Origin of the sequence: Nocardia cyriacigeorgica (assembly GCF_005863245.1) — a bacterium.
Lineage (GTDB): Bacteria > Actinomycetota > Actinomycetes > Mycobacteriales > Mycobacteriaceae > Nocardia > Nocardia cyriacigeorgica_C.
Genome location: NZ_VBUT01000003.1, coordinates 484,450 through 503,793, shown reverse-complemented (window position 1 = coordinate 503,793; position 19,344 = coordinate 484,450). Strand labels below are relative to the sequence as shown.

Below are 19,344 nucleotides of genomic sequence, written 5' to 3'. Positions count from 1 at the left end.
CATGACAAGCCCCGCCACCACTCGAGTGCGCGCCAGCGATTCGGACCTCGACGCCCAGAGCCCCGCCGCCGACCTGGTACGTGTGTACCTGAACGGGATCGGCCGTACGGCGCTGCTCACGGCGGCCGACGAGGTCGAGCTGGCCAAGCGCATCGAGGCGGGCCTCTATGCCCAGCACCTGCTGGAGACCGGCAAGCGATTGTCGGCCGCCCGCAAGCGCGATCTGGCCGTCATCGTCCGCGAAGGCCAGGCCGCCCGCTCGCATCTGCTGGAAGCCAACCTGCGTCTGGTCGTGTCCCTCGCCAAGCGCTACACCGGGCGCGGGATGCCGCTGCTGGACCTCATCCAGGAAGGCAACCTCGGCCTTATCCGCGCGATGGAGAAGTTCGACTACGCCAAGGGCTTCAAGTTCTCCACCTACGCCACCTGGTGGATCCGTCAGGCCATCACCCGCGGCATGGCCGATCAGAGCCGCACTATCCGGCTTCCCGTCCACCTCGTCGAGCAGGTCAACAAGCTGGCCAGGATCAAGCGTGAACTGCACCAGCAGCTCGGCCGCGAGGCCACCGACGACGAACTGGCCAACGAATCGGGCATCCCGGTGGAGAAGATCGCCGATCTGCTCGACCACAGCCGCGATCCGGTGAGCCTGGACATGCCGGTCGGCAACGACGAGGAAGCCCCGCTGGGTGATTTCATCGAGGATTCCGAAGCCACCTCCGCCGAAAGCGCCGTCATCGCCGGTCTGCTGCACCACGACGTCCGCAGCGTGCTCGCCACGCTGGACGAGCGCGAACAGCAGGTGATCCGGTTGCGTTTCGGCCTCGACGACGGCCAGCCGCGCACCCTCGACCAGATCGGCAAGCTGTTCGGCCTGTCCCGTGAGCGGGTCCGCCAGATCGAGCGCGAAGTGATGTCCAAGCTGCGCAAGGGCGAACGCGCCGACAGGCTGCGCGCCTACGCCAGCTGATCCGCAGCGTGCCGGCGTCCCCGGCACGAGCCACACTCGGTGACCGTGCGCGGTCACCTTCCCGACGCCGACCGGTGTCCGCACGTACCCGCCCCCTCCGGAGCGTGCGAGCCGGTCGGCGTAAACGTGTGTGATTCATCCGAGTCTGCGCGGGCCGGTATCGAAACGGCTGGGCTGGGGACCGATTCGGGCTCGCGCGTAGAGGATTTCGGCAGATGTCGGTGACGCGAGCACCGGATCGAAGGACAGCTCCCGCATTTCCGGCAGATCATCGAACAGCGCTGAAATGCGTTGGGCCAGCTCGACCAGCGCCGCCTTGTCCACCCGTGGGCTGGCCGGCGTGCCCGACAGCAGCGGGGCCGCACGCGGCGCATCGATCAGCGCCGCGGCCTCGTCCGGTGACAATGGCAGCGCGCGATAGGCGCGGTCGCCCAGCATTTCGATGATCAGCCCCGACAAGCCGAACTCGATCACCGAACCGAACGACGGATCATCCTGCACCCGCAGCACACAACCCACACCTTTGGTCGCCATCTTCTGGATGTGCAGAGCCGGTTCCCCGCTGAGCGCGACGAGATCGGTGTAGGCCTGTCGCACCGCGTCCGGGCGCCACAGGTCCAGGCGTACCCCACTCAAGTCGGGCCGCCGCCTCCAAGCGTCGCTGGTGGCCTTGGCGGCCACCGGGTAGCCGAGTTCCTCCGCCGCCGCCACCGCGGCATCGGCATCGCGCACCTCGCGGAACTCGACCACCGAAATCCCGTAGCACTCCAGCAATGCCACCGTCTCCAGGTCGGTCAGGCGGCGGCCGCCGGACTCGGCCATCCACCCCGCGACCAACCCGGTGGCGCGCACACTGTCGATGCCGTCGGGCCGCACAACCGCCGACTGCGGGCGATCACGCCATTCCGCATAGCGCCGAACCCGTGCCAGCGCCCGCGCGGCCCGCTCGGGATCCGGATACGACGGAATGGATCCCCGCACCGCGGAGGCACCGGCGCCACGCACCGCCAGCAGGTTCGGAATACCCTGCTCGGCAATGAACGTGGTCAGGATCGGTTTGGCTGCCTCCGGCACCGCCTCCGACGCGGACCGGATCGCGGCCGCGAACTCACCGGTCGGCAACGGCACCGGCGGGGCGAAGACCACGATCACCGAATCGACGTCATCGGAACGCAATTGGGCGAGCACCGCGTCGAAATAGTCGCCGGGGGTGGCCTGCGGGCCCAGGTCCACCGGTTCGCCGACCACCAGGCCCTCACCGCGGGCAGCGTCCACGGCCAGCCATCCCAGCGCCGCACTGTTGCCGATCACCGCCAGCCGGGAGCCCGCGGGTAGCGGTTGGTAGCCGAGCAGCGCCGCGCAGTCGAACAGTTCCGAAATCGAGTCGACCTGCACAATTCCTGCCTGCGCGAACAGATCCCGCACGATCGAGCGGTCCATGTCGCCGGCGGGCTGGGCGCGTGCGGCCAACCGGCCGCTGCTGACCGCGACGATCGGTTTGGTCCGCGCCACCCGCCGTGCGATCCGGGAGAACTTGCGCGGATTACCGAAACTCTCCAGATACAGCAACACCACATCGGTGTCGGGATCGGTGTCCCAGTACTGCAACAGGTCGTTGCCGGACACGTCGGCACGGTTGCCCGCCGACACGAACGTGGACAGCCCGAGATTACGAGCCGCCGCCTCACCGAGGATCGCCGCACCCAACGGCCCGGACTGACAGAAGAATCCGATCCGCCCGCGCCCGGGCAGCACCGGCGCAAGCGTGGCATTGAGCGCGATCGCGGGATCGGTATTGGCGATGCCGAGCGCGCTCGGCCCCACCACCCGCATACCGTGGCCGCGAGCTGCCGCGACCAGGGCGCGCTCGGCCTCCAGACCCGCCTCGCCGGTCTCGCCGAAACCGGCGGTGAGCACCACCAAACCCTTGACGCCCTTGGCCATACAGTCGTCGAGCACCGATCCGATGGATTCGGCGGGCACCGCCACCACCGCAAGATCCACTTCATCGGGGATGTCGCGCACGGTCGCGTAGGCGCGCACGCCCCGCACCGAACGACGGGCCGGATTCACCGGGAACACCGGGCCCTGAAACGCTCCCGAAAGCAGGTTGGCCAGTACCGCGCCACCGACGCGGCCGGCACTCGGCGTGGCACCGATGACGGCGATGGAGCGCGGTGTCAGCAGGTTGCCCACACTGCGGGCCTCCGAAGCGCGTTCGCGCGCATCGCGTACCGACAGCAGCGCCTCGGTCGGGTCGATGGCGAATTCCAGGTGCAGCACCGAACCGTCCCTGCTGCGCTCGACCTGATAGCCGGCTTCCCGGAACACCGTCACCATCACCGTGTTCTCGGCCAGCACCTCGGCGACGAAGGTCTCGATCTCGTTCTCGGCGGCCGCGCCGGCCAGATGCTCGAGCAGAATCGATCCGAGACCGCGGCCCTGATGCCCATCGGCGACCACGAACGCGACCTCCGCGGCGCGCGGGCCGGTGCGGTCGAGCAGTTCGTAGCGCCCGACGGCGATGATCGACTCGCCCAGCTCCGCCACCAGCCCGACCCGATTGTGATGATCGACATGGGTGGAGCGGTACAGATCCTTCGGTGAGATCCGCGGATAGGGCCCGAAGTAGCGCAGGTACCTGGTGCGATCCGATAGCGCGGCGTGAAACTGCTGCAATCGTTCGGCATCGTCGGGTGTGATCGGGCGCAGCCGCACCACACCGCCGTCGGAAGCCAGCACATCGGCGAACCAGTGCTGGGGCGGTGGTGGCGGCACCGCGGGGGTGTCCGGGGTGTCGATCTCAGTCACGGGGATCCTCCGGGTCGAGGCCGAGCGGGCCGAAGCACGCACGACGGGTGGCCAGCACGGCGGTGTCGATGGCGCGCTGCGCTCGGTCCACCCGCGCATCACCGGTTTCGGCGGTCCCGCCCGGGCCGTCCCAGCGCTGGAACGACACATCGGCGCCGTCGCTCATCGTGCGCGGTGGATCGACCCGTGGTGCGGCAGCCTGCACCAGATCGATCCAGTCCTGCGGTATGCCGGTCTCGGGTGCGAGGTCGCGGTCCAGCGCGGCGGCGAGCAGATGAGTCCAGGCCCGCGGCACCACCCGGACCAGCCCGTATCCGCCGCCACCCACCACAAGCCAGCGACCTTCGGCGTAACGATCGGCCAGCTCGCGCATGGCCAGGAACGCCGCGCGCTGACCGTCTACGCTCAGCTCCAGGTCGGCGAGGGGATCTTCGCGGTGGCTGTCCACCCCGCACTGACTGACCACGATCTGCGGCCGGAACGCCGCGACCGCTCCTGGCACCACCGCATGAAATCCACGCAACCACTGCGCGTCCCGGGTGCCGGGCAGCACCGGCAGGTTGATCGACGTGCCCGTGCCCGCCCCACTGCCGTTCTCCTCGGGCCAGCCGGTGTTGGGCCACAACGTCGCCGGATGCTGGTGGATCGAGACGGTGAGCACCCGCGGATCGGCGTAGAACGCGCGCTGTACGCCGTCGCCGTGGTGGACGTCGACATCGAGGTAGGCGATGCGATCGAAACCGTGGTCGAGCAGCCATGAGATGGCCACCGCCGCATCGTTGTAGACGCAGAACCCGGCCGCCGACGCCGGCATCGCGTGATGCATGCCACCGCCGATGCTCACCGCGCGGCGGGTGCGCCCCTCGGCGATCGCGCGGGCCGCGGCCAGCGTGCCGCCGACGATCACCGAGGCCGCCCGGTGCATGCCGGGAAACACCGGGTTGTCGGCCGAGCCGAGGCCGAACGGCGGCGCGAGCGGCGGTTCGCCATGCGGCATGGGCGGGGCGACGGCGTGCTCGACGGCGTCGATGTATTCGGCGGTGTGGATGCGCAGCAGGTCTGAGGTGCCCGCCTCGGCGGGCTCGAGCAATTCGACGCCCTCGAGCACGCCGAGGCTGCGGGCCAGCGCCATCGTGTACGCCAGCCGGGCCGGTTTCATCGGATGTTGCGGGGTCCAGGTGTAGTCGAGGAACCGGTCGGTCCACACGACCGTCGCCGGGTCCGCGGGTCCCGGGCGCGCGCCGGGCACTGCAGTGGCCATGCTCGCAACGCTAGCGGGAAGCGCAGCGCCCCGTTCGGCGTTCACATGCAGTAGAAATACAAGCATCAGCGAACACGGCGGTATGCCGTGCGCCGACAGGGTTCCCGACGCGCGACGCGTGCTGCTGTGGCGTGCGCGAATCGAGACGTCGCGTGGGTAGAATTCGTGCCGACGAAGGGGTAACAGGTGAAGGATCTGGTCGACACCACGGAGATGTACCTCCGTACCATCTACGACCTCGAGGAGGAGGGCGTGGTGCCCCTGCGTGCCCGGATCGCCGAGCGCCTCGAGCAGAGCGGGCCCACGGTCAGCCAGACGGTCGCCCGCATGGAACGCGACGGGCTGCTGCTGGTGGCCGGTGACCGGCATCTCGAGCTCACCGACAAGGGCCGCAGCATGGCCGTCGCGGTGATGCGCAAGCACCGGCTGGCCGAGCGGCTGCTGGTCGACATCATCGGCCTGGACTGGCAGAACGTGCACGCCGAGGCCTGTCGCTGGGAGCATGTGATGAGCGAGGACGTCGAACGACGCCTCGTCGAGGTGCTCAACCACCCCACCACCTCCCCGTACGGCAACCCCATCCCCGGTCTGGACGAGCTGGGTGTGGCCCCGATCGCGCCGGCCGACGAGAACCTGATCCGGCTCTCGGAGCTGCCGCACGGCCAGACGCATGCGGTTGTGGTCCGCAGGCTCGCCGAGCACATTCAGACCGACCCCGAGGTCATCAACCGGCTGCGTGAGGCCGGCGTGGTGCCCGACGCCAGGGTGACCGTCGAGACCAAGCCCGGCTCGGTGGTCATCACGGTGCCTGGCCACGAGGGCTTCGAGCTGTCGGACGAAATGGCCCACGCCGTCCAGGTGAAGCTGGTCTGACCGGTGAAACTTCTGGTCACCGGCGGTGCCGGGTATGTCGGTGGGGTGTGCGCGCAGGTCCTCATCGAGGACGGTCACGAGGTGGTCGTCCTCGACGATCTGTCCACGGGTAACGCCGACGGTGTGCCCGGCGACGCGCGGTTCGTCGAGGGCGATATCGCCGAGGCCGCGCCCGGCCTGCTGGCGTCCGAAAAATTCGACGGCGTCCTGCATTTCGCGGCCCAGTCGCTGGTGGGCGAGTCGGTGCAGCAGCCGGAGAAGTACTGGCACGGCAATGTGGTGAAAACGCTGGAGCTGCTGGAGGCTATGCGCCGCACCGGCACGCCGCGTCTGGTGTTCTCCTCCACCGCAGCGGTGTACGGCGAGCCCGAACAGGTGCCGATCACCGAAGACGCGCCGACCCGGCCGACCAACCCCTACGGCGCCTCGAAGCTGGCGATCGACCATGCCATCACCTCGTACGCCGTCGCGCACGGTCTCGCGGCCACCAGCCTGCGGTATTTCAACGTCGCGGGTGCTTACGGCGGGCTCGGTGAGAACCGCGTGGTGGAGACCCACCTCATTCCGCTGGTACTGCAGGTCGCGGCCGGTCATCGTGAATCCATCGCGGTCTTCGGCACCGACTGGCCCACCCCCGACGGCACCGCCATCAGGGACTACATCCACATCCGCGATCTGGCCGACGCCCATCTGCTCGCTCTCCGGTCGGCCGAGCCGGGCACTCACCGGGTGTTCAACCTCGGTAGCGGCACCGGGTTCTCGGTGCGCGAAGTGATCTCGGCCTGTGAGCGGGTCACCGGGCTGCCCATCGCCGCCAAGGATTCGCCGCGGCGCGCGGGCGATCCGGCCGTGCTCATCGCCTCCAGCGATCGCGCGGTCGCCGAGCTCGGCTGGCGTCCCGCACACAACGATCTCGACGAGATCGTCACCGACGCCTGGAACTTCCTGCGGGACCTGGGCCCACGCGCCCACAGCGCGAAATAGCCCGGCCCCCGGGCGCACTCGCCGGCGGATCACCATGATTGGCCGAGATCGATGCCGAGATCGACGGCCGCTTCGCGACCGCAGGTGATCAGCCGCTGCAACCGCTGCGGCTCCATCCCTGACGTGAGCGCGGCGTCGAGCAACGCTGCCATCGGGTGTTCGGGGTCGGCGTCCAGCGCCGCCGCGAACGCGATACCGGCGAACGGCCCGTCACCGCGGGCGTAGGCGCAATAGCCGAGCAAAGTGGCGGCTTCGGCGCGGTCGGTGTCGGGCAGGCCGCGCGTCAGCATCGCCCACAGTTGTTCGGCGGCACCGGCGTGATCGGTGCCCGCGAGGGCGAACATGGCGTCGCGCGCGTGTTTATCCCGCAGCGCCGCAGCCGATTCCGCGAGCTCGGCCGCCGACAGCCGCACCCCGGATTCCACGTTCGCGATCTGCCACAGCAGGTATTGCGCCGCCCGCCGGCTGTAGCCGATCCGGTCGCCGCCGCCGGCCGCGTCGGCGAATCGCTGGTGGGCTCGCGCGAGCGCCGAACCCATTTCGGCGCAGACCCGTTCACGCATCGCGGGGTCGACCGACACCGCCGCGATCAGTTCCGATCGTGACCGGCGGATCTGCTTGCCGTCGAGCACGTGGCTCAATGTGATCGGTGAGGCGGCCGGATCGGGTACCACCCCACGGCGGTCCGCACCGAGCACGCTCCACCACCCGTGCCCGGCCGCGATCGCCTGCACGGCCCACGCACCGCACAGCGGTATCGACCGCGCCTCCAACTGTGCCGCCAGTGCCGTGACCAGCCCATCGCGGCCGGCTATGCCCGGCTCGGGTTCGCAACGGCGGTCATCGACGACACTTGCCAGCACACCGACCACGCCGTGCTGGTCACACACCTCGGCCACGGTGGCCGCCAGCGTCCGAGCCCCGGTGCCGACCGGCGTGGACACCAGGTCGAAGCGCGCCACCACATCGATCAACGCGCTATCCGGATCGCGCGGCGCCGCCCGCAACACCGCCACTACCAGTGAGCGCACCGGCACGAACCCGAGAATCGCCGGTATGCCGGCCAGGAACTCCCCCGGTTCGGCCAGCCTGATCTCCCCGAGCCGCATATCGATCACGTCGCCCTCGGGATGCGTGAGGTCCTCGGCAGTGTCGCCCGCGCTGCTGTTCCCGCGTTCAGCTCCGGGCTCGGAGCCTCGCGCAGCTGCGTCACCGTCGGCATTCGCACCGTCGGCGCAGCTCAGAATCCCGACCTCGGAACCGCCAGAACCGCCGCACAGTGTGCCGGTCCCCGGCCTCGACTCGGCGGAGCCGAACCACGGTGCCCACGGCCCGTCCAGCCCCTCTGCCGTGGCGCCGACCGACTCGATCGGGCCGGATGAGGCGCCTGCGCTCGATGCAAGGACTACCGGCCCGAGCTCGACCGGGCCCGGTCCGCTCCCGCCGCCGCAACCTCCGTTCGGCCGCTCGGCGGCACCGACTCGGCAGGCCCCGCAGCTTCCCGAACGGCCTGCGCGGGCGGGTGATCTGCGCATTCCGCCTGCACGGATACGCGCACACGCTGGTTCGGAATCGCCGGGCGGCGGGGAGGGGCGCGCGGCGCGGGTGAGGGCGGCCTGCTCGCGCCCGGTGGGGTCGGTGGGTGTCGCGGGAGTCGTCATGGGTGCAGCCTGCCGGATCGCCGATTCGGTGACCGGGACGCGACCTGGGCTTTTCACCCGGCCTGTGGATAACTTCCGCCTGTGGACAACTCCACGTTTCAGCTGGTCGCGACCTTGTTCACGGCGGCGTCGAACAGCTGCTCCAGTGCCTGTGTATCGGGCTCGTTGTCGCTGAACGACATGTAGGTCACCGCGATGCGCACGTCCCCGATCTGCCCGATCAGCGTGCTCATCGACTGGGTGAGTCCGGCTCCCCCGACATCTGGCCGCACCGTGCGCCGCAGCGCCATGGCGTCGTCGGCGTCGACCTGCGGCGCCGGTCCCAGTTCGGTGGTCACCGTGCTCGACGCCCCGGAACGCGACACCCGGATGGTTTCGCACTGCTGCACCTGATTGCGCAGCCGCAGCAGCGGCGTGTCGGTGCGGGTCAGTTCGACGGTCAGGGTGGCGCGGGCCGCGTCGTCGGTGCCGACGGCGACGGCGAGACCGTCGGCTCCCGAACGAGCCTCGGGCGGTGTGCATTCGGCAGGCTCAACGCTCGCGCCTGCCCCGACACCGTCGAGATCACCCGCGGCCTGTCCGGCGGCCTCGGCGGGCAACACCACGGCCGGGTAGCCGTCCGGGAATTCCGCGGGCTCGGGGAGCAGGTCGGCCAAGGATTTCTCGACCTGCCGACTGACCGCGGTCGGCTCGGCGGGTACCGCCCGGCCGGACATCTCGGACCCGCAGCCGGCGCTCAGCAGCACGGCCACCGCCAGCGCGCCGCCGGCCACCGCGCGACCCAGCGACGATCTGTGCGTCGAATCCGGCACGCCCACAGGCCCCACTCTGCCAAACTCCTCTGGCGGCCCGCCCACGCCACGCCGACCACCCTGGTCGCGCGTGCGTTGCCCGGGAATGCTTGTGCCATCGACGCTGTTGCTCCCACGGAAGGGTCGATGTCCGCCCGCGCGCGAAGCAGTGCATCGCCCATGGGGGACAATGGACTGTGGTACACCACGCGACGCGGCGACCGGTGCGAGATACTGGCCCGTCGGCGTCGGCACGTCGGGTGCGCCGCGCAGGAAGGAGTACGCGATGGACTACGAGTCGCGAATGTACGAACTGGAGTTCCCCGCTCCGCAGCTGTCGTCCGACGACGGTTCGGGTCCGGTCCTGGTGCACGGACTCGAGGGTTTCACCGATGCCGGTCACGCGGTGCGGCTGGCCACGACGCACCTGCGCGAGAGCCTGGAAAGCGAACTGGTTGCCTCGTTCGACGTGGACGAGCTACTCGACTACCGGTCGCGGCGGCCGCTGATGACGTTCAAGTCCGATCACTTCGCCGATTACGCCGAGCCCGAACTGAACCTGTGGGCGCTGCGCGACACCGCGGGCACCCCGTTCCTGCTGCTGTCGGGTCTGGAACCGGACCTGCGCTGGGAGAAGTTCACCACGGCTGTGCGTTTGCTGGCCGAGCAGCTGGGTGTGCGCCGCAGCATCGGCCTGAGCGCCATCCCGATGGCCATCCCGCATACCCGCCCGCTCGGCATCACCGCGCATTCGTCCAACCGCGATCTGATCGAGGACAACCAGCGCTGGCCGGGTGAGTTGCAGGTGCCGGGCAGCGCCTCCTCGCTGCTGGAATACCGGATGGCCCAGCACGGGCACGAATCGCTCGGCTTCTCGGTGCACGTGCCGCACTACCTGGCACAGACCGCCTATCCGGAGGCCGCGCAGACGCTGCTCGAGCACGTCTGCGAGAACGCCGGACTGGATATTCCGCTGGCCGCGCTCGGTGAGGCCGCCGCACGCGTGCGCGAGCAGGTCAATGAGCACATCGCGGGCAATTCCGAGGTCGAGACGGTCGTGCACGCCCTCGAGCGCCAGTACGACACGTTCGTCTCCGCGCAGGAACGTCAGTCGAGTCTGCTGGTCGGTGACGGTGAGCTGCCCAGCGGTGACGAGCTCGGCGCCGAATTCGAGCGCTTCCTCGCCGAACAGGGCGGATACGGCGACAACGGCTCCGGCACCGGCGAGGACGACCCGCGCTGACCTGGATCGGTCCCGGCTCCGGCGGCCCGTAGGGTTGTCGGAGTGGATCTGACCGAGCTGCTCGAGATACCGGGAACCGACGCCGACGCGCTGTACGAGTCGTTCGGGACGTGGGCGGCCGAGCAGGGGACGCCGCTGTATCCCGCGCAGGACGAGGCGCTGCTGGAGCTGGCCTCGGAGTCCAACGTCATCCTTGCCACCCCGACCGGCTCGGGGAAGTCGCTGGTCGCGGTGGGTGCGCATCTGTTCGCGCTGACGCGCGGGCAGCGCACCTACTACACCGCGCCGATCAAGGCGCTGGTCAGCGAGAAGTTCTTCGCCCTGTGCGAGGTGTTCGGTGCCGAACGCGTCGGCATGGTCACCGGCGACGCGGCGGTGAACCCGGATGCGCCCATCATCTGCGCGACCGCCGAGATCCTGGCCAATCTGGCCTTGCGCGAGGGCGCGGACGCCGATATCGGCCAGGTGGTGATGGACGAGTTCCATTTCTACGCCGATCCCGATCGCGGATGGGCCTGGCAGGTGCCGCTGCTGGAGTTGCCGCGCGCCCAGTTCCTGCTCATGTCGGCGACGCTGGGCGAGGTCGATTTCTTCGCCACCGATCTGCGCAGGCGCACCGGGCGTTCCACCGCCGTCGTCGCCGGGACCGAGCGCCCGGTGCCGTTGACGTTCTCCTACGCGCGTACTCCGATCACCGAGACGCTCGAGGAGCTGGTCACCACCCATCAGGCGCCGGTCTATGTCGTGCATTTCACCCAGGCCGCCGCTCTCGAGCGCGCGCAGGCGCTCACCAGCGTGAATTTCGCCAGCCGGGCCGAGAAGGACGCCATCGCCGAGGCTTTGGGCAGCTTCCGGTTCTCCGCCGGTTTCGGCAAGACCCTCTCGCGGCTGATCCGCCACGGCATCGGCGTGCATCACGCCGGAATGCTGCCCAAATATCGCAGGCTGGTGGAGAAGCTGGCCCAGGACGGGTTGCTGAAGGTGGTGTGCGGCACCGACACCCTCGGCGTCGGCATCAACGTCCCGATCCGCACCGTGCTGCTCACCGGGCTGACCAAGTACGACGGGGTACGCACCCGCAGGCTCAAGGCCCGCGAGTTCCATCAGATCGCCGGGCGCGCCGGTCGCGCCGGGTACGACACCATGGGCACAGTGGTGGTGCAGGCGCCCGATCACGAGGTCGAGAACACCCGGATGCTGGCCAAGGCCGGCGACGATCCGAAGAAACTGCGCAAGGTACAGCGGCGTAAGCCGCCGGAAGGTTTCGTGTCCTGGAGCGAGGAGACCTTCGACCGCTTGGTGGCCGCGCCGCCGGAACCGATGGTGTCGCGCTTCGCGGTCACCAATTCGATGCTGCTCAATGTGATCGCCCGGCCCGGCAACTGTTTCGACGCCATGCGGCATCTGCTCGAGGACAATCACGAACCGCGCCCGGCGCAGCGCAAGCACATCCTGCGCGCGATCCGGTTGTATCGCGCGTTGCGCGATGCCGGTGTGGTGCAACAGCTTTCCGAACCCGATGCCAAGGGCCGAATGGCGAGGCTGACGGTGGATCTGCAACGTGATTTCGCGCTCGATCAGCCGCTGTCGCCGTTCGCGCTGGCCGCGTTCGAACTACTCGATGATCAATCTCCCACCTACACCCTCGATGTGATCTCGCTCATCGAGTCGACGCTCGAGGATCCGCGCCAGCTGCTGATGGCGCAGCAGCACAAGGCCAGGGGCGAGGCGGTCGCGGAGATGAAAGCCGACGGCATCGACTACGACGAACGGATGGAGCTGCTCGAAGAGGTCACCTGGCCCAAGCCGCTGGCCGAGCTGATCGAACCCGCCTTCGAGACCTACCGGGCGGGCCATCCCTGGGTGTCGGAGTTCGCGCCGTCACCGAAGTCGGTGGTGCGCGAGATGGTGGAACGGTTGATGACCTTCGCCGAGCTCATCTCTCATTACGAGCTGGCCCGCTCCGAAGGTGTCGTGCTGCGCTACCTGGCCGACGCCTATCGCGCGCTGCGCCGCACGGTGCCCGAGTCCGCGCGCACCGAGGAGCTCGACGACATCACCGAGTGGCTGGGTGAGCTGATCCGGCAGGTGGATTCGAGCCTGCTCGACGAATGGGAGCAGCTCACCAACCCCGGCGCGGAGACCGACGCCGAGCAGCTGGCCTTCGGCGCGGAGACCATCCGGCCGATCTCGGCCAACGAGCGCGCCTTCCGGGTGCTGGTCCGCAACGCGATGTTCCGGCGGGTGGAGTTGGCGGCCCTGCGCAACTGGCAGGCGCTGGAGGACCTCGGCACCGGCCCGGACTGGGAAACCGAACTCGCGCCGTATTTCGCCGAGTACGACACCATCGGCACCGGCCCCGACGCACGCGGTCCGCAGATGTTCCGGGTCGAGACCCGGCCAGGTTTCTGGCAGGTGCGCCAGACCCTCGACGACCCGGCGGGCGATCACGGCTGGGCGATCGTCGGTGTGGTCGATCTGGCCGAGTCCGACGCGGCGGGAGAAGTGGTATTCGACGAGGTCACTGTGGTCGCGGGCTGACCGGGCACCGATCACCGGAACTCGAGGTTTGACGGATTCGATTCCGGGTAGGGGCCGCTGATACTGTTGCGCTCCGCTGCCCGACCGAAAGATCCACCGATGCCCGAATCCCCGTACCTGCTCGTCGACCCCGGGCGCGTGCGCGAGAACTACCGAGCCCTCGACGCCGCCCTTCTGCGGGCCGGTCGGCGGGCCCGGATCCGTTTCGCCGTGAAGGCGTGCCCGGTGCCGCAGGTGGTGCGGGTCCTCGATGCCGAAGGCGCGCAGTTCGACGTCGCGAGTGTCGGCGAGATCCGGATGTGCCTGGATCTCGGCGTCGACCCGGGTCGGCTCTATTACGGCAATCCGATCAAGAAGGCCGCCGATATCGCGCTCGCGTACGCGCTCGGTGTGCGCGGGTTCGCCTTCGACACCGAGGACGATCTGGTGCGCATCGCCGAGCACGCGCCCGGCTCCGCCGTCGAATGCCGGTTCCTGGCCGCGGCGCCGCAATCGCAGACGCCGTTCGGCACCAAGTTCGGTTGCGCGCCGGTCGAGGCGCTGCGGCTGCTGGTGCGCGCCCGCGACCTCGGCCTGACCGTCGCGGGTCCCTACTTCCATGTGGGATCCCAGCAGCTCGATCCGCAGGCCTGGCGGATCGGCATCGAGCAGGCGGCGCGGATCGTGGACGCGTTGTCCGACAAGGACATTGCGGTATCGACGGTGAATATCGGTGGCGGTCTTCCGGTCTCCTATGCCGAATCCGCGCCCGGTATCGACCAGATCGCCGCCGTGACAGCTCGGGCGGCAGTCGACCTGCTGCCCGAGACGGCCGAACTGGTGGTGGAGCCCGGCCGCGCACTGGTGGCCACGGCCGGCGTGGTGCATGGCGAGGTGGTCGCGGTGCGGACCGCACCGGACGGGCGGCGCTGGGTCTATCTCGACATCGGCCGCTACAACGGCCTGGCCGAGACCGAAAACGAGTACATCGCTTACCGTTTCGTCACCGACCGCGACGGCGATCCGGTGGACGAGGCGGTGGTCGCGGGCCCGACCTGCGACGGCGACGATGTACTGTATCAACGCACGCGGGTCCTTCTGCCGACCACGTTGCGAGCCGGGGATCGAGTCCGGATTCTCGATACCGGCGCCTATACCGCGAGTTATTCGTCGGTGTCCTTCAATGGTTTCCCGCCCTTGACCGTGCATGTCGTGGGCGCTGAGGGAGAGTGAGTGTGTGTCCATGACGGCGGAGTTCACCGGTTGGCATGTGCTGGCCGAGTTCGGCGGGGTCGACGCGGATCTGTGCAACGACCTGGAACGACTCGACCAGGCCTTGCGCCGGTCACTGGTCGGTGCCGGCGTCACCATCTGCGATGTGGTGCGCAAACAGTTCACCCCGCAGGGCGTGACGGTGCTCGCATTGCTGTCGGAATCGCATGCCTCGATCCACACCTACCCCGAATCCGGTGACATCTTCGTCGACGTGTTCACCTGCGGCAGCATCGGCGACGGCGCGGAGAAGGCCGTGGAGTTGCTGCGGGAGGAGTTGTCGCCCAAGGAAGTTCGCATGTCGACCGTGCGCAGGGGCCGGGCCGGGCAGCGCGTCGAAGAACCCATGGGCGCCGGCCTGACCCGGATCTGGGATCTGTCGGACGTCCTGTTCGACACCAGGACCGAGTTCCAGCATCTGCTCATCGCACGCACCGAACAGGGCATCAGCCTGTTCTCCGACAACGACCGCCAGTCCACCGAGTTCTCCCAGATCACCTATCACGAGGCGATGATGGTGCCCGCGTTCGTGCTGGCCGAGAAGCTCGACAATGTGCTCATCATCGGGTCCGGCGAGGGCGTGGCGAGTCAGATGTCGGTCGCCGCGGGCGCCACCCGGGTCGACCACGTCGACATCGACCGCGAGGCCGTGCAGTTGTGCGCCGAACATCTGCCCTACGGCTACACCGCCGACGAATTGGCCGCCGCCGTGGAGGGTTCGGGCCCGGTGCGGGTGCATTACGCCGATGGCTGGGATTTCCTCGCCGGCGCCGCCGCCGAGGGCGTGCGCTACGACGTCATCGTCATCGATCTGCCCGACGAGCGCGTCGAAGACGCCCAGCACAACCGGCTCTACGAGGCCGAATTCCTGCAGCGATGTCGCGCCCTACTGGCTCCCGGCGGCGTGCTGAGCGCCCAGGCCGGCTGCGCGACCATGTGGCGCAACGACACCCTGAAACGCTCCTGGCAGCGTTTCCACGACAACTTCGGCACCGTCGTGCACTACGGCAGCGATGAACACGAGTGGTCGTTCCTGTTCGGCCTGGTCGACCCGATCGCCGACCCCGTACCCGGCATGCTCGACCGCCTCACCACTCTCCCCTACCGCCCCTCCACCATCGACGCGCGCGCCCTGATGCGGGGGGCGATCGAACCGTACGCGCTGCGCGCGGCGAACTGAGACCGGGACCGGCCCTCCCCCAGACGCATCCGGCGCCGACGGGGAGGGCGGTGGTTCACGCCGGACGCTGGGTGCGGATGATCTCGGCGATATAGGCGTAATCGTCGGCGCGCGCGGTGGACGTGCGGTAGACCATGCCGAGGGTCCGGCCGGGCGCCGGATCGGCGAAGCGCGCTGTCGCCAGTGTGCCGCGCGCGGTTTCGGCCGCCACCGCCATCTCCGGGATCAGCGTGATGCCGAGCCCACCCGCCACACACTGCACCACCGTCGTCAGCGAGGCGGCGCGGGTGTCACCGACCGTGGCGGGATGGGCGTCGGCCGAGCGGCACAGCTCCAGGGTTTGATCGCGCAGGCAGTGACCTTCGTCCAGCAGCAGCATCGGCAGCGCGTCCAAGGCCGCGGGCTGGATGTCGGTGCGGCCGGCCAGTTCGTGTTCACGCGGCAGGACCAGCACGAACTCCTCGGTGTACAGCGGGATCTCGACCAGGCCCGAGGCCTCGGTGGGCAGCGCGAGCACCGCGACATCCAGGACACCGGTGCGCAGGCCCTCGAGCAGCCGGGCGGTCTGATCCTCGACCACCTGCGGCACCAGCGCGGGCAGCTTGCGCCGCAGAGCGGGTAGCAGCGACGGCAGAATGTAGGGGGCAGCGGTCGGGATGATGCCCATGCGCAGGGTGCCGCCGAGACCGTCACCGGTGGCCGAGGCCAGGAACCGATCGGCCGCCTCCAACGTCGCCATCGCCTGTGGCAGCAGCCGCATTCCGGCGGCGGTCACCAGAACGCGCCGGGTGCTGCGCTCGATCAACTGTAACCCGAGGCCGTGTTCGAGCGCGGCCAGCGCCTGCGATAACGTGGGCTGGCTCACATTGAGCCGGGCCGCAGCCGTGCCGAAGTGCCGATACTCGGCGATCGCGACGAACGCACGCAGCTGCGACAGGGTTGGCTGATAAGTCTGATCAGTCACGCCTATCAGTGTAGTGCGACTTATCACCTTTACCTTTCACCGGTTGTTGGGCAAGATCACAGATGAGCTTTTTCGCACCGCCGGCTGGTCGCACGACCAGCCGGCTTCCGACATGAAAGAGGAGATGAGCATGGCCCTGCTGACCATCGGCGACCAGTTCCCGGCGTACAACCTCACCGCGGTGATCGGCGGTGACCTGTCGAAGGTCGACGCTCAGCAGCCAGACGACTACTTCACTCAGATCACCAGCGACGACCACGCGGGCAAGTGGCGGATCGTGTTCTTCTGGCCGAAGGACTTCACCTTCGTCTGCCCCACCGAGATCGCCGCGTTCGGCAAGCTCAACGACGAATTCGCCGACCGCGACGCGCAGGTGCTCGGCGTGTCCGTCGACAACGAGTTCGTGCACTTCCAGTGGCGGGCCCAGCACGAGGACCTGAAGACCCTCCCCTTCCCGATGCTGTCGGACCTCAAGCGTGAGCTGGCCACCGCCACCGGCGTTCTCAACGCCGACGGCGTCGCCGACCGCGCCACCTTCATCGTCGACCCGAACAACGAGATCCAGTTCGTCTCGGTCACCGCGGGTTCGGTCGGCCGCAACGTCGACGAGGTGCTGCGGGTGCTCGACGCGCTGCAGTCCGACGAGCTGTGCGCCTGCAACTGGAAGAAGGGCGACCCGACCATCAACGCCGGCGAGCTGCTGGCCGCGAGCGTCTGAGGTAGCACCATGAGCATCGACAATCTGAAGAATTCGCTACCGGAGTACGCGAAGGACCTCAAGCTCAACCTGTCCTCGATCGCGCGCACCACCGTGCTGAACGAGCAGCAGCTGTGGGGCACCCTGCTGGCCACCGCTGCCGCGACCCGCTCGGCCACCACGCTGCGTGAGATCGCCGAAGAGGCCGCGGACACCCTGTCGGCGGAGGCCTACAATGCCGCGCTCGGCGCCGCCTCCATCATGGGCATGAACAATGTGTTCTATCGCGGCAAGGCGTTCCTGGGCGGCAAGTACGACGACCTGCGGGCCGGTCTGCGGATGCAGATCATCGGTTCCCCAGGCGTCGACAAGGCCGACTTCGAGCTGTGGTCGTTCGCGGTGTCCTCGATCAACGGCTGCCAGCACTGCCTGGAGGCGCACGAGCACACCCTGCGCGAAGAGGGTGTTTCTCGTGAGGTGATCTTCGAGGCGCTGCGCGCGGCCGCGATCGTGGCCGGTGTCGGCCAGGCCGTGCAGACCACCGAGGCGCTGGTCACGGCCGCGGTCTGACCCGTATTCCGCCGTTTCGATGGCCCCGGCCCCGGGTGGCCGGGGCCATCGTCGTCCGGTCATGTTTGCCAGATATTTGCTGTGATGTGCGACATTCACCCCCTTACGGTCTCGCGTGCGCCGAGTACGCTCGGCTGACATGGGCACACAGGCTGAAGTGTTGCGGGTATTCACCGATACGACGGGGCGATTCGGCAACCCGCTGGGTGTCGTCCGGGCCACCGAGGTCGCGGAGCCGCAACGGCAGGCGGTCGCGGCCCGCCTCGGCTACAGCGAGACGGTCTTCGTGGAGGACCCTGTCGCCGAGATCGCCCGGGTCCGGATCTACACCCCCGCCGTGGAACTGCCCTTCGCCGGACACCCCTCCGTCGGCACCGGCTGGTGGCTGGCCGAGCACGGCATGCCGGTGCACACTCTCGACGTCCCGGCGGGACCGGTGCCGGTGGAACTGGCCGACGGCCTGGTGTGGATCAGGGCACGGGGCACCTGGGCGCCCACGTTCAGCTTCCATCAGCTCGACCAGCCGGAAGAACTCGCCGCCGTCGACCCCGCGGACTTCACCGACGGTTCGCACTATCTGTGGGCGTGGACCGATGAGCATCGCGGTTCGCTGCGCTCGCGGATGTTCGCGCCCGCCATGGGGATCGCCGAGGACGAGGCCACCGGCGCCGCCGCGGTCGCGCTGACGGCGTTGCTGCGGCGCGGCCTGAAGATCACCCAGGGCCAGGGGTCGCAGATCTTCACCGAATGGGATTCCGACGGCTGGGTGCGCCTGGGCGGGCGCGTCGTCGCCGATTCGTTCGTGGACCTGTAAGCGCGGTCCGAGCCGGCGTCAGCCCGCGACCGCGGCGATCAACATGTACGCGGTGCCCAGATCCATCACGAGGTGCGGCACGAGTGCGGCGGGCCGCGCACCGGCATGGTCGAGCCAGGGTAGGTCCCGCCGGGTGACCGCACAGCCGAGCAGGACGGCAGCGTCGACAGCGAACAGCAACGCCAACGCGATCACCGCAGCGGACGACGGCCCGGCGTTATGGTCGCTCGCGCTATGGCCGGACATGGCGTACAGCATCACCGCAGCGGCGACCATGTGGTAGCCGAGGGCACCGACCCGCGCCACCGGCAGCACCCGGCCCTCGACCTGCCATTCGACCACCCGCACCGCGAGCAGCATCGCGAACGCGACTGTCATCGAGATCAGCACGCCGCGCATCGCGGGCCCGTGCGCATGCACCGGGAACACCAGCATCGCGAGCATGACCGCGCACATGATCAGATGGGCCGCATCCGATTCCCGGTGGTGCGCATCGGCCGAACACCCGACACGCGCCGGCGAGGCGTCTGCCGCGACAGCCGCGGGCACCGGTGCCATCACTCGCGCGAGGACCACGACCGCCGCGATGACGAACGCACCGACCACCATCCACCGCAGCGCCGCATATTCGAGCACGAATTCCGCCACCCCGCACCGCCTTTCGCCGCAGCGACCGTGGACACCGTTGTCCATGATCGCATCACGGCAGGCGATGCGGCGGACTTTCGTCGCG

16 protein-coding genes are annotated in these 19,344 nt (G+C 68.9%); 10 read left to right on the top strand and 6 right to left on the bottom strand.

Annotated features, from left to right (window positions below):
• Position 1 precedes the first annotated feature (1 nt).
• Positions 2 to 970: a sigma-70 family RNA polymerase sigma factor gene (locus FEK34_RS08855; protein ID WP_014351896.1), complete on the top strand. Its 969-nt coding sequence runs from the start codon at positions 2 to 4 to the stop codon at positions 968 to 970.
• 135 nt (positions 971 to 1,105) lie between these two features.
• Here FEK34_RS08855 and FEK34_RS08850 read toward each other — a convergent pair whose 3' ends face one another.
• Together FEK34_RS08850 and FEK34_RS08845 are read right to left on the bottom strand one after the other, a co-directional pair.
• Entirely contained in the window at positions 1,106 to 3,781 is a 2,676-nt protein-coding gene (locus FEK34_RS08850) for a bifunctional GNAT family N-acetyltransferase/acetate--CoA ligase family protein (protein WP_138447333.1), read from the bottom strand.
• Positions 3,774 to 5,042, bottom strand: coding sequence for an acetoin utilization protein AcuC (locus FEK34_RS08845; protein WP_138447332.1), 1,269 nt, complete (start codon positions 5,040 to 5,042; stop codon positions 3,774 to 3,776). The genes FEK34_RS08850 and FEK34_RS08845 overlap by 8 nt, the downstream gene beginning before the upstream one ends.
• A gap of 186 nt (positions 5,043 to 5,228) precedes the next feature.
• Here FEK34_RS08845 and FEK34_RS08840 point away from each other — a divergent pair, with 186 nt between their 5' ends.
• Together FEK34_RS08840 and galE are read left to right on the top strand one after the other, a co-directional pair.
• A complete protein-coding gene (locus FEK34_RS08840; RefSeq protein WP_138447331.1) occupies positions 5,229 to 5,915 on the top strand; it encodes a metal-dependent transcriptional regulator in 687 nt (228 codons plus the stop codon).
• A 3-nt stretch (positions 5,916 to 5,918) separates the two neighbouring features.
• Positions 5,919 to 6,899 carry a UDP-glucose 4-epimerase GalE gene (gene galE, locus FEK34_RS08835; RefSeq protein WP_138447330.1) on the top strand — a complete coding sequence of 327 codons (981 nt, stop codon included), beginning with the start codon at positions 5,919 to 5,921 and terminating at the stop codon, positions 6,897 to 6,899.
• Between the two features lie 29 nt (positions 6,900 to 6,928).
• Here galE and FEK34_RS08830 read toward each other — a convergent pair whose 3' ends face one another.
• Both FEK34_RS08830 and FEK34_RS08825 read right to left on the bottom strand, forming a co-directional pair.
• Positions 6,929 to 8,008 carry a DUF4192 domain-containing protein gene (locus tag FEK34_RS08830; RefSeq protein ID WP_249358934.1) on the bottom strand — a complete coding sequence of 360 codons (1,080 nt, stop codon included), beginning with the start codon at positions 8,006 to 8,008 and terminating at the stop codon, positions 6,929 to 6,931.
• 650 nt (positions 8,009 to 8,658) lie between these two features.
• Positions 8,659 to 9,387, bottom strand: coding sequence for a DUF5642 family protein (locus tag FEK34_RS08825; RefSeq protein WP_349292419.1), 729 nt, complete (start codon positions 9,385 to 9,387; stop codon positions 8,659 to 8,661).
• A gap of 250 nt (positions 9,388 to 9,637) precedes the next feature.
• Here FEK34_RS08825 and FEK34_RS08820 point away from each other — a divergent pair, with 250 nt between their 5' ends.
• The 4 genes from FEK34_RS08820 to speD all read left to right on the top strand — a co-directional run bounded on the left by FEK34_RS08820 (position 9,638) and on the right by speD (position 15,566).
• A complete protein-coding gene (locus FEK34_RS08820) occupies positions 9,638 to 10,594 on the top strand; it encodes a PAC2 family protein (protein WP_138447328.1) in 957 nt (318 codons plus the stop codon).
• Between the two features lie 42 nt (positions 10,595 to 10,636).
• A complete protein-coding gene (locus FEK34_RS08815) occupies positions 10,637 to 13,135 on the top strand; it encodes a DEAD/DEAH box helicase (RefSeq protein ID WP_138447327.1) in 2,499 nt (832 codons plus the stop codon).
• A 99-nt stretch (positions 13,136 to 13,234) separates the two neighbouring features.
• On the top strand, positions 13,235 to 14,347 hold the full coding sequence (locus tag FEK34_RS08810) for a type III PLP-dependent enzyme (protein ID WP_138447326.1): 1,113 nt from the start codon (positions 13,235 to 13,237) through the stop codon (positions 14,345 to 14,347).
• Between the two features lie 10 nt (positions 14,348 to 14,357).
• Positions 14,358 to 15,566, top strand: coding sequence for an adenosylmethionine decarboxylase (gene speD / locus FEK34_RS08805; RefSeq protein WP_138447325.1), 1,209 nt, complete (start codon positions 14,358 to 14,360; stop codon positions 15,564 to 15,566).
• 55 nt (positions 15,567 to 15,621) lie between these two features.
• On the opposite strand, the gene FEK34_RS08800 is transcribed toward speD, so the two are convergent.
• The gene (locus FEK34_RS08800) at positions 15,622 to 16,530 is read right to left on the bottom strand and encodes a hydrogen peroxide-inducible genes activator (RefSeq protein ID WP_138447324.1); all 909 of its coding nucleotides are present in this window, start codon (positions 16,528 to 16,530) and stop codon (positions 15,622 to 15,624) included.
• A gap of 130 nt (positions 16,531 to 16,660) precedes the next feature.
• On the opposite strand from FEK34_RS08800, the gene FEK34_RS08795 reads away from it, so the two are divergent.
• From FEK34_RS08795 to FEK34_RS08785, 3 genes are all read left to right on the top strand, one after another.
• The gene (locus tag FEK34_RS08795) at positions 16,661 to 17,248 is read left to right on the top strand and encodes a peroxiredoxin (RefSeq protein WP_036538064.1); all 588 of its coding nucleotides are present in this window, start codon (positions 16,661 to 16,663) and stop codon (positions 17,246 to 17,248) included.
• Between the two features lie 9 nt (positions 17,249 to 17,257).
• A complete protein-coding gene (locus FEK34_RS08790; RefSeq protein WP_138447323.1) occupies positions 17,258 to 17,797 on the top strand; it encodes a carboxymuconolactone decarboxylase family protein in 540 nt (179 codons plus the stop codon).
• Positions 17,798 to 17,936: 139 nt separating this feature from the next.
• Positions 17,937 to 18,611 (top strand): PhzF family phenazine biosynthesis protein, encoded by a 675-nt coding sequence (locus FEK34_RS08785; protein WP_138447322.1) that lies wholly within the window; start codon positions 17,937 to 17,939, stop codon positions 18,609 to 18,611.
• An 18-nt stretch (positions 18,612 to 18,629) separates the two neighbouring features.
• On the opposite strand, the gene FEK34_RS08780 is transcribed toward FEK34_RS08785, so the two are convergent.
• Entirely contained in the window at positions 18,630 to 19,259 is a 630-nt protein-coding gene (locus FEK34_RS08780) for a DUF5134 domain-containing protein (protein ID WP_171048100.1), read from the bottom strand.
• Positions 19,260 to 19,344 lie beyond the last annotated feature (85 nt).

What these genes read in the sequence shown, in the direction of transcription:
- FEK34_RS08855 (WP_014351896.1), top strand. Translation starts at nt 2, where the DNA reads ATGACAAGCCCCGCCACCACTCGAGTGCGCGCCAGCGATTCGGACCTC.
- FEK34_RS08845 (WP_138447332.1), bottom strand. Translation starts at nt 5,042, where the DNA reads ATGGCCACTGCAGTGCCCGGCGCGCGCCCGGGACCCGCGGACCCGGCG.
- FEK34_RS08830 (WP_249358934.1), bottom strand. Translation starts at nt 8,008, where the DNA reads ATGCGGCTCGGGGAGATCAGGCTGGCCGAACCGGGGGAGTTCCTGGCC.
- FEK34_RS08820 (WP_138447328.1), top strand. Translation starts at nt 9,638, where the DNA reads ATGGACTACGAGTCGCGAATGTACGAACTGGAGTTCCCCGCTCCGCAG.
- FEK34_RS08810 (WP_138447326.1), top strand. Translation starts at nt 13,235, where the DNA reads ATGCCCGAATCCCCGTACCTGCTCGTCGACCCCGGGCGCGTGCGCGAG.
- speD (WP_138447325.1), top strand. Translation starts at nt 14,358, where the DNA reads ATGACGGCGGAGTTCACCGGTTGGCATGTGCTGGCCGAGTTCGGCGGG.
- FEK34_RS08795 (WP_036538064.1), top strand. Translation starts at nt 16,661, where the DNA reads ATGGCCCTGCTGACCATCGGCGACCAGTTCCCGGCGTACAACCTCACC.
- FEK34_RS08790 (WP_138447323.1), top strand. Translation starts at nt 17,258, where the DNA reads ATGAGCATCGACAATCTGAAGAATTCGCTACCGGAGTACGCGAAGGAC.
- FEK34_RS08785 (WP_138447322.1), top strand. Translation starts at nt 17,937, where the DNA reads ATGGGCACACAGGCTGAAGTGTTGCGGGTATTCACCGATACGACGGGG.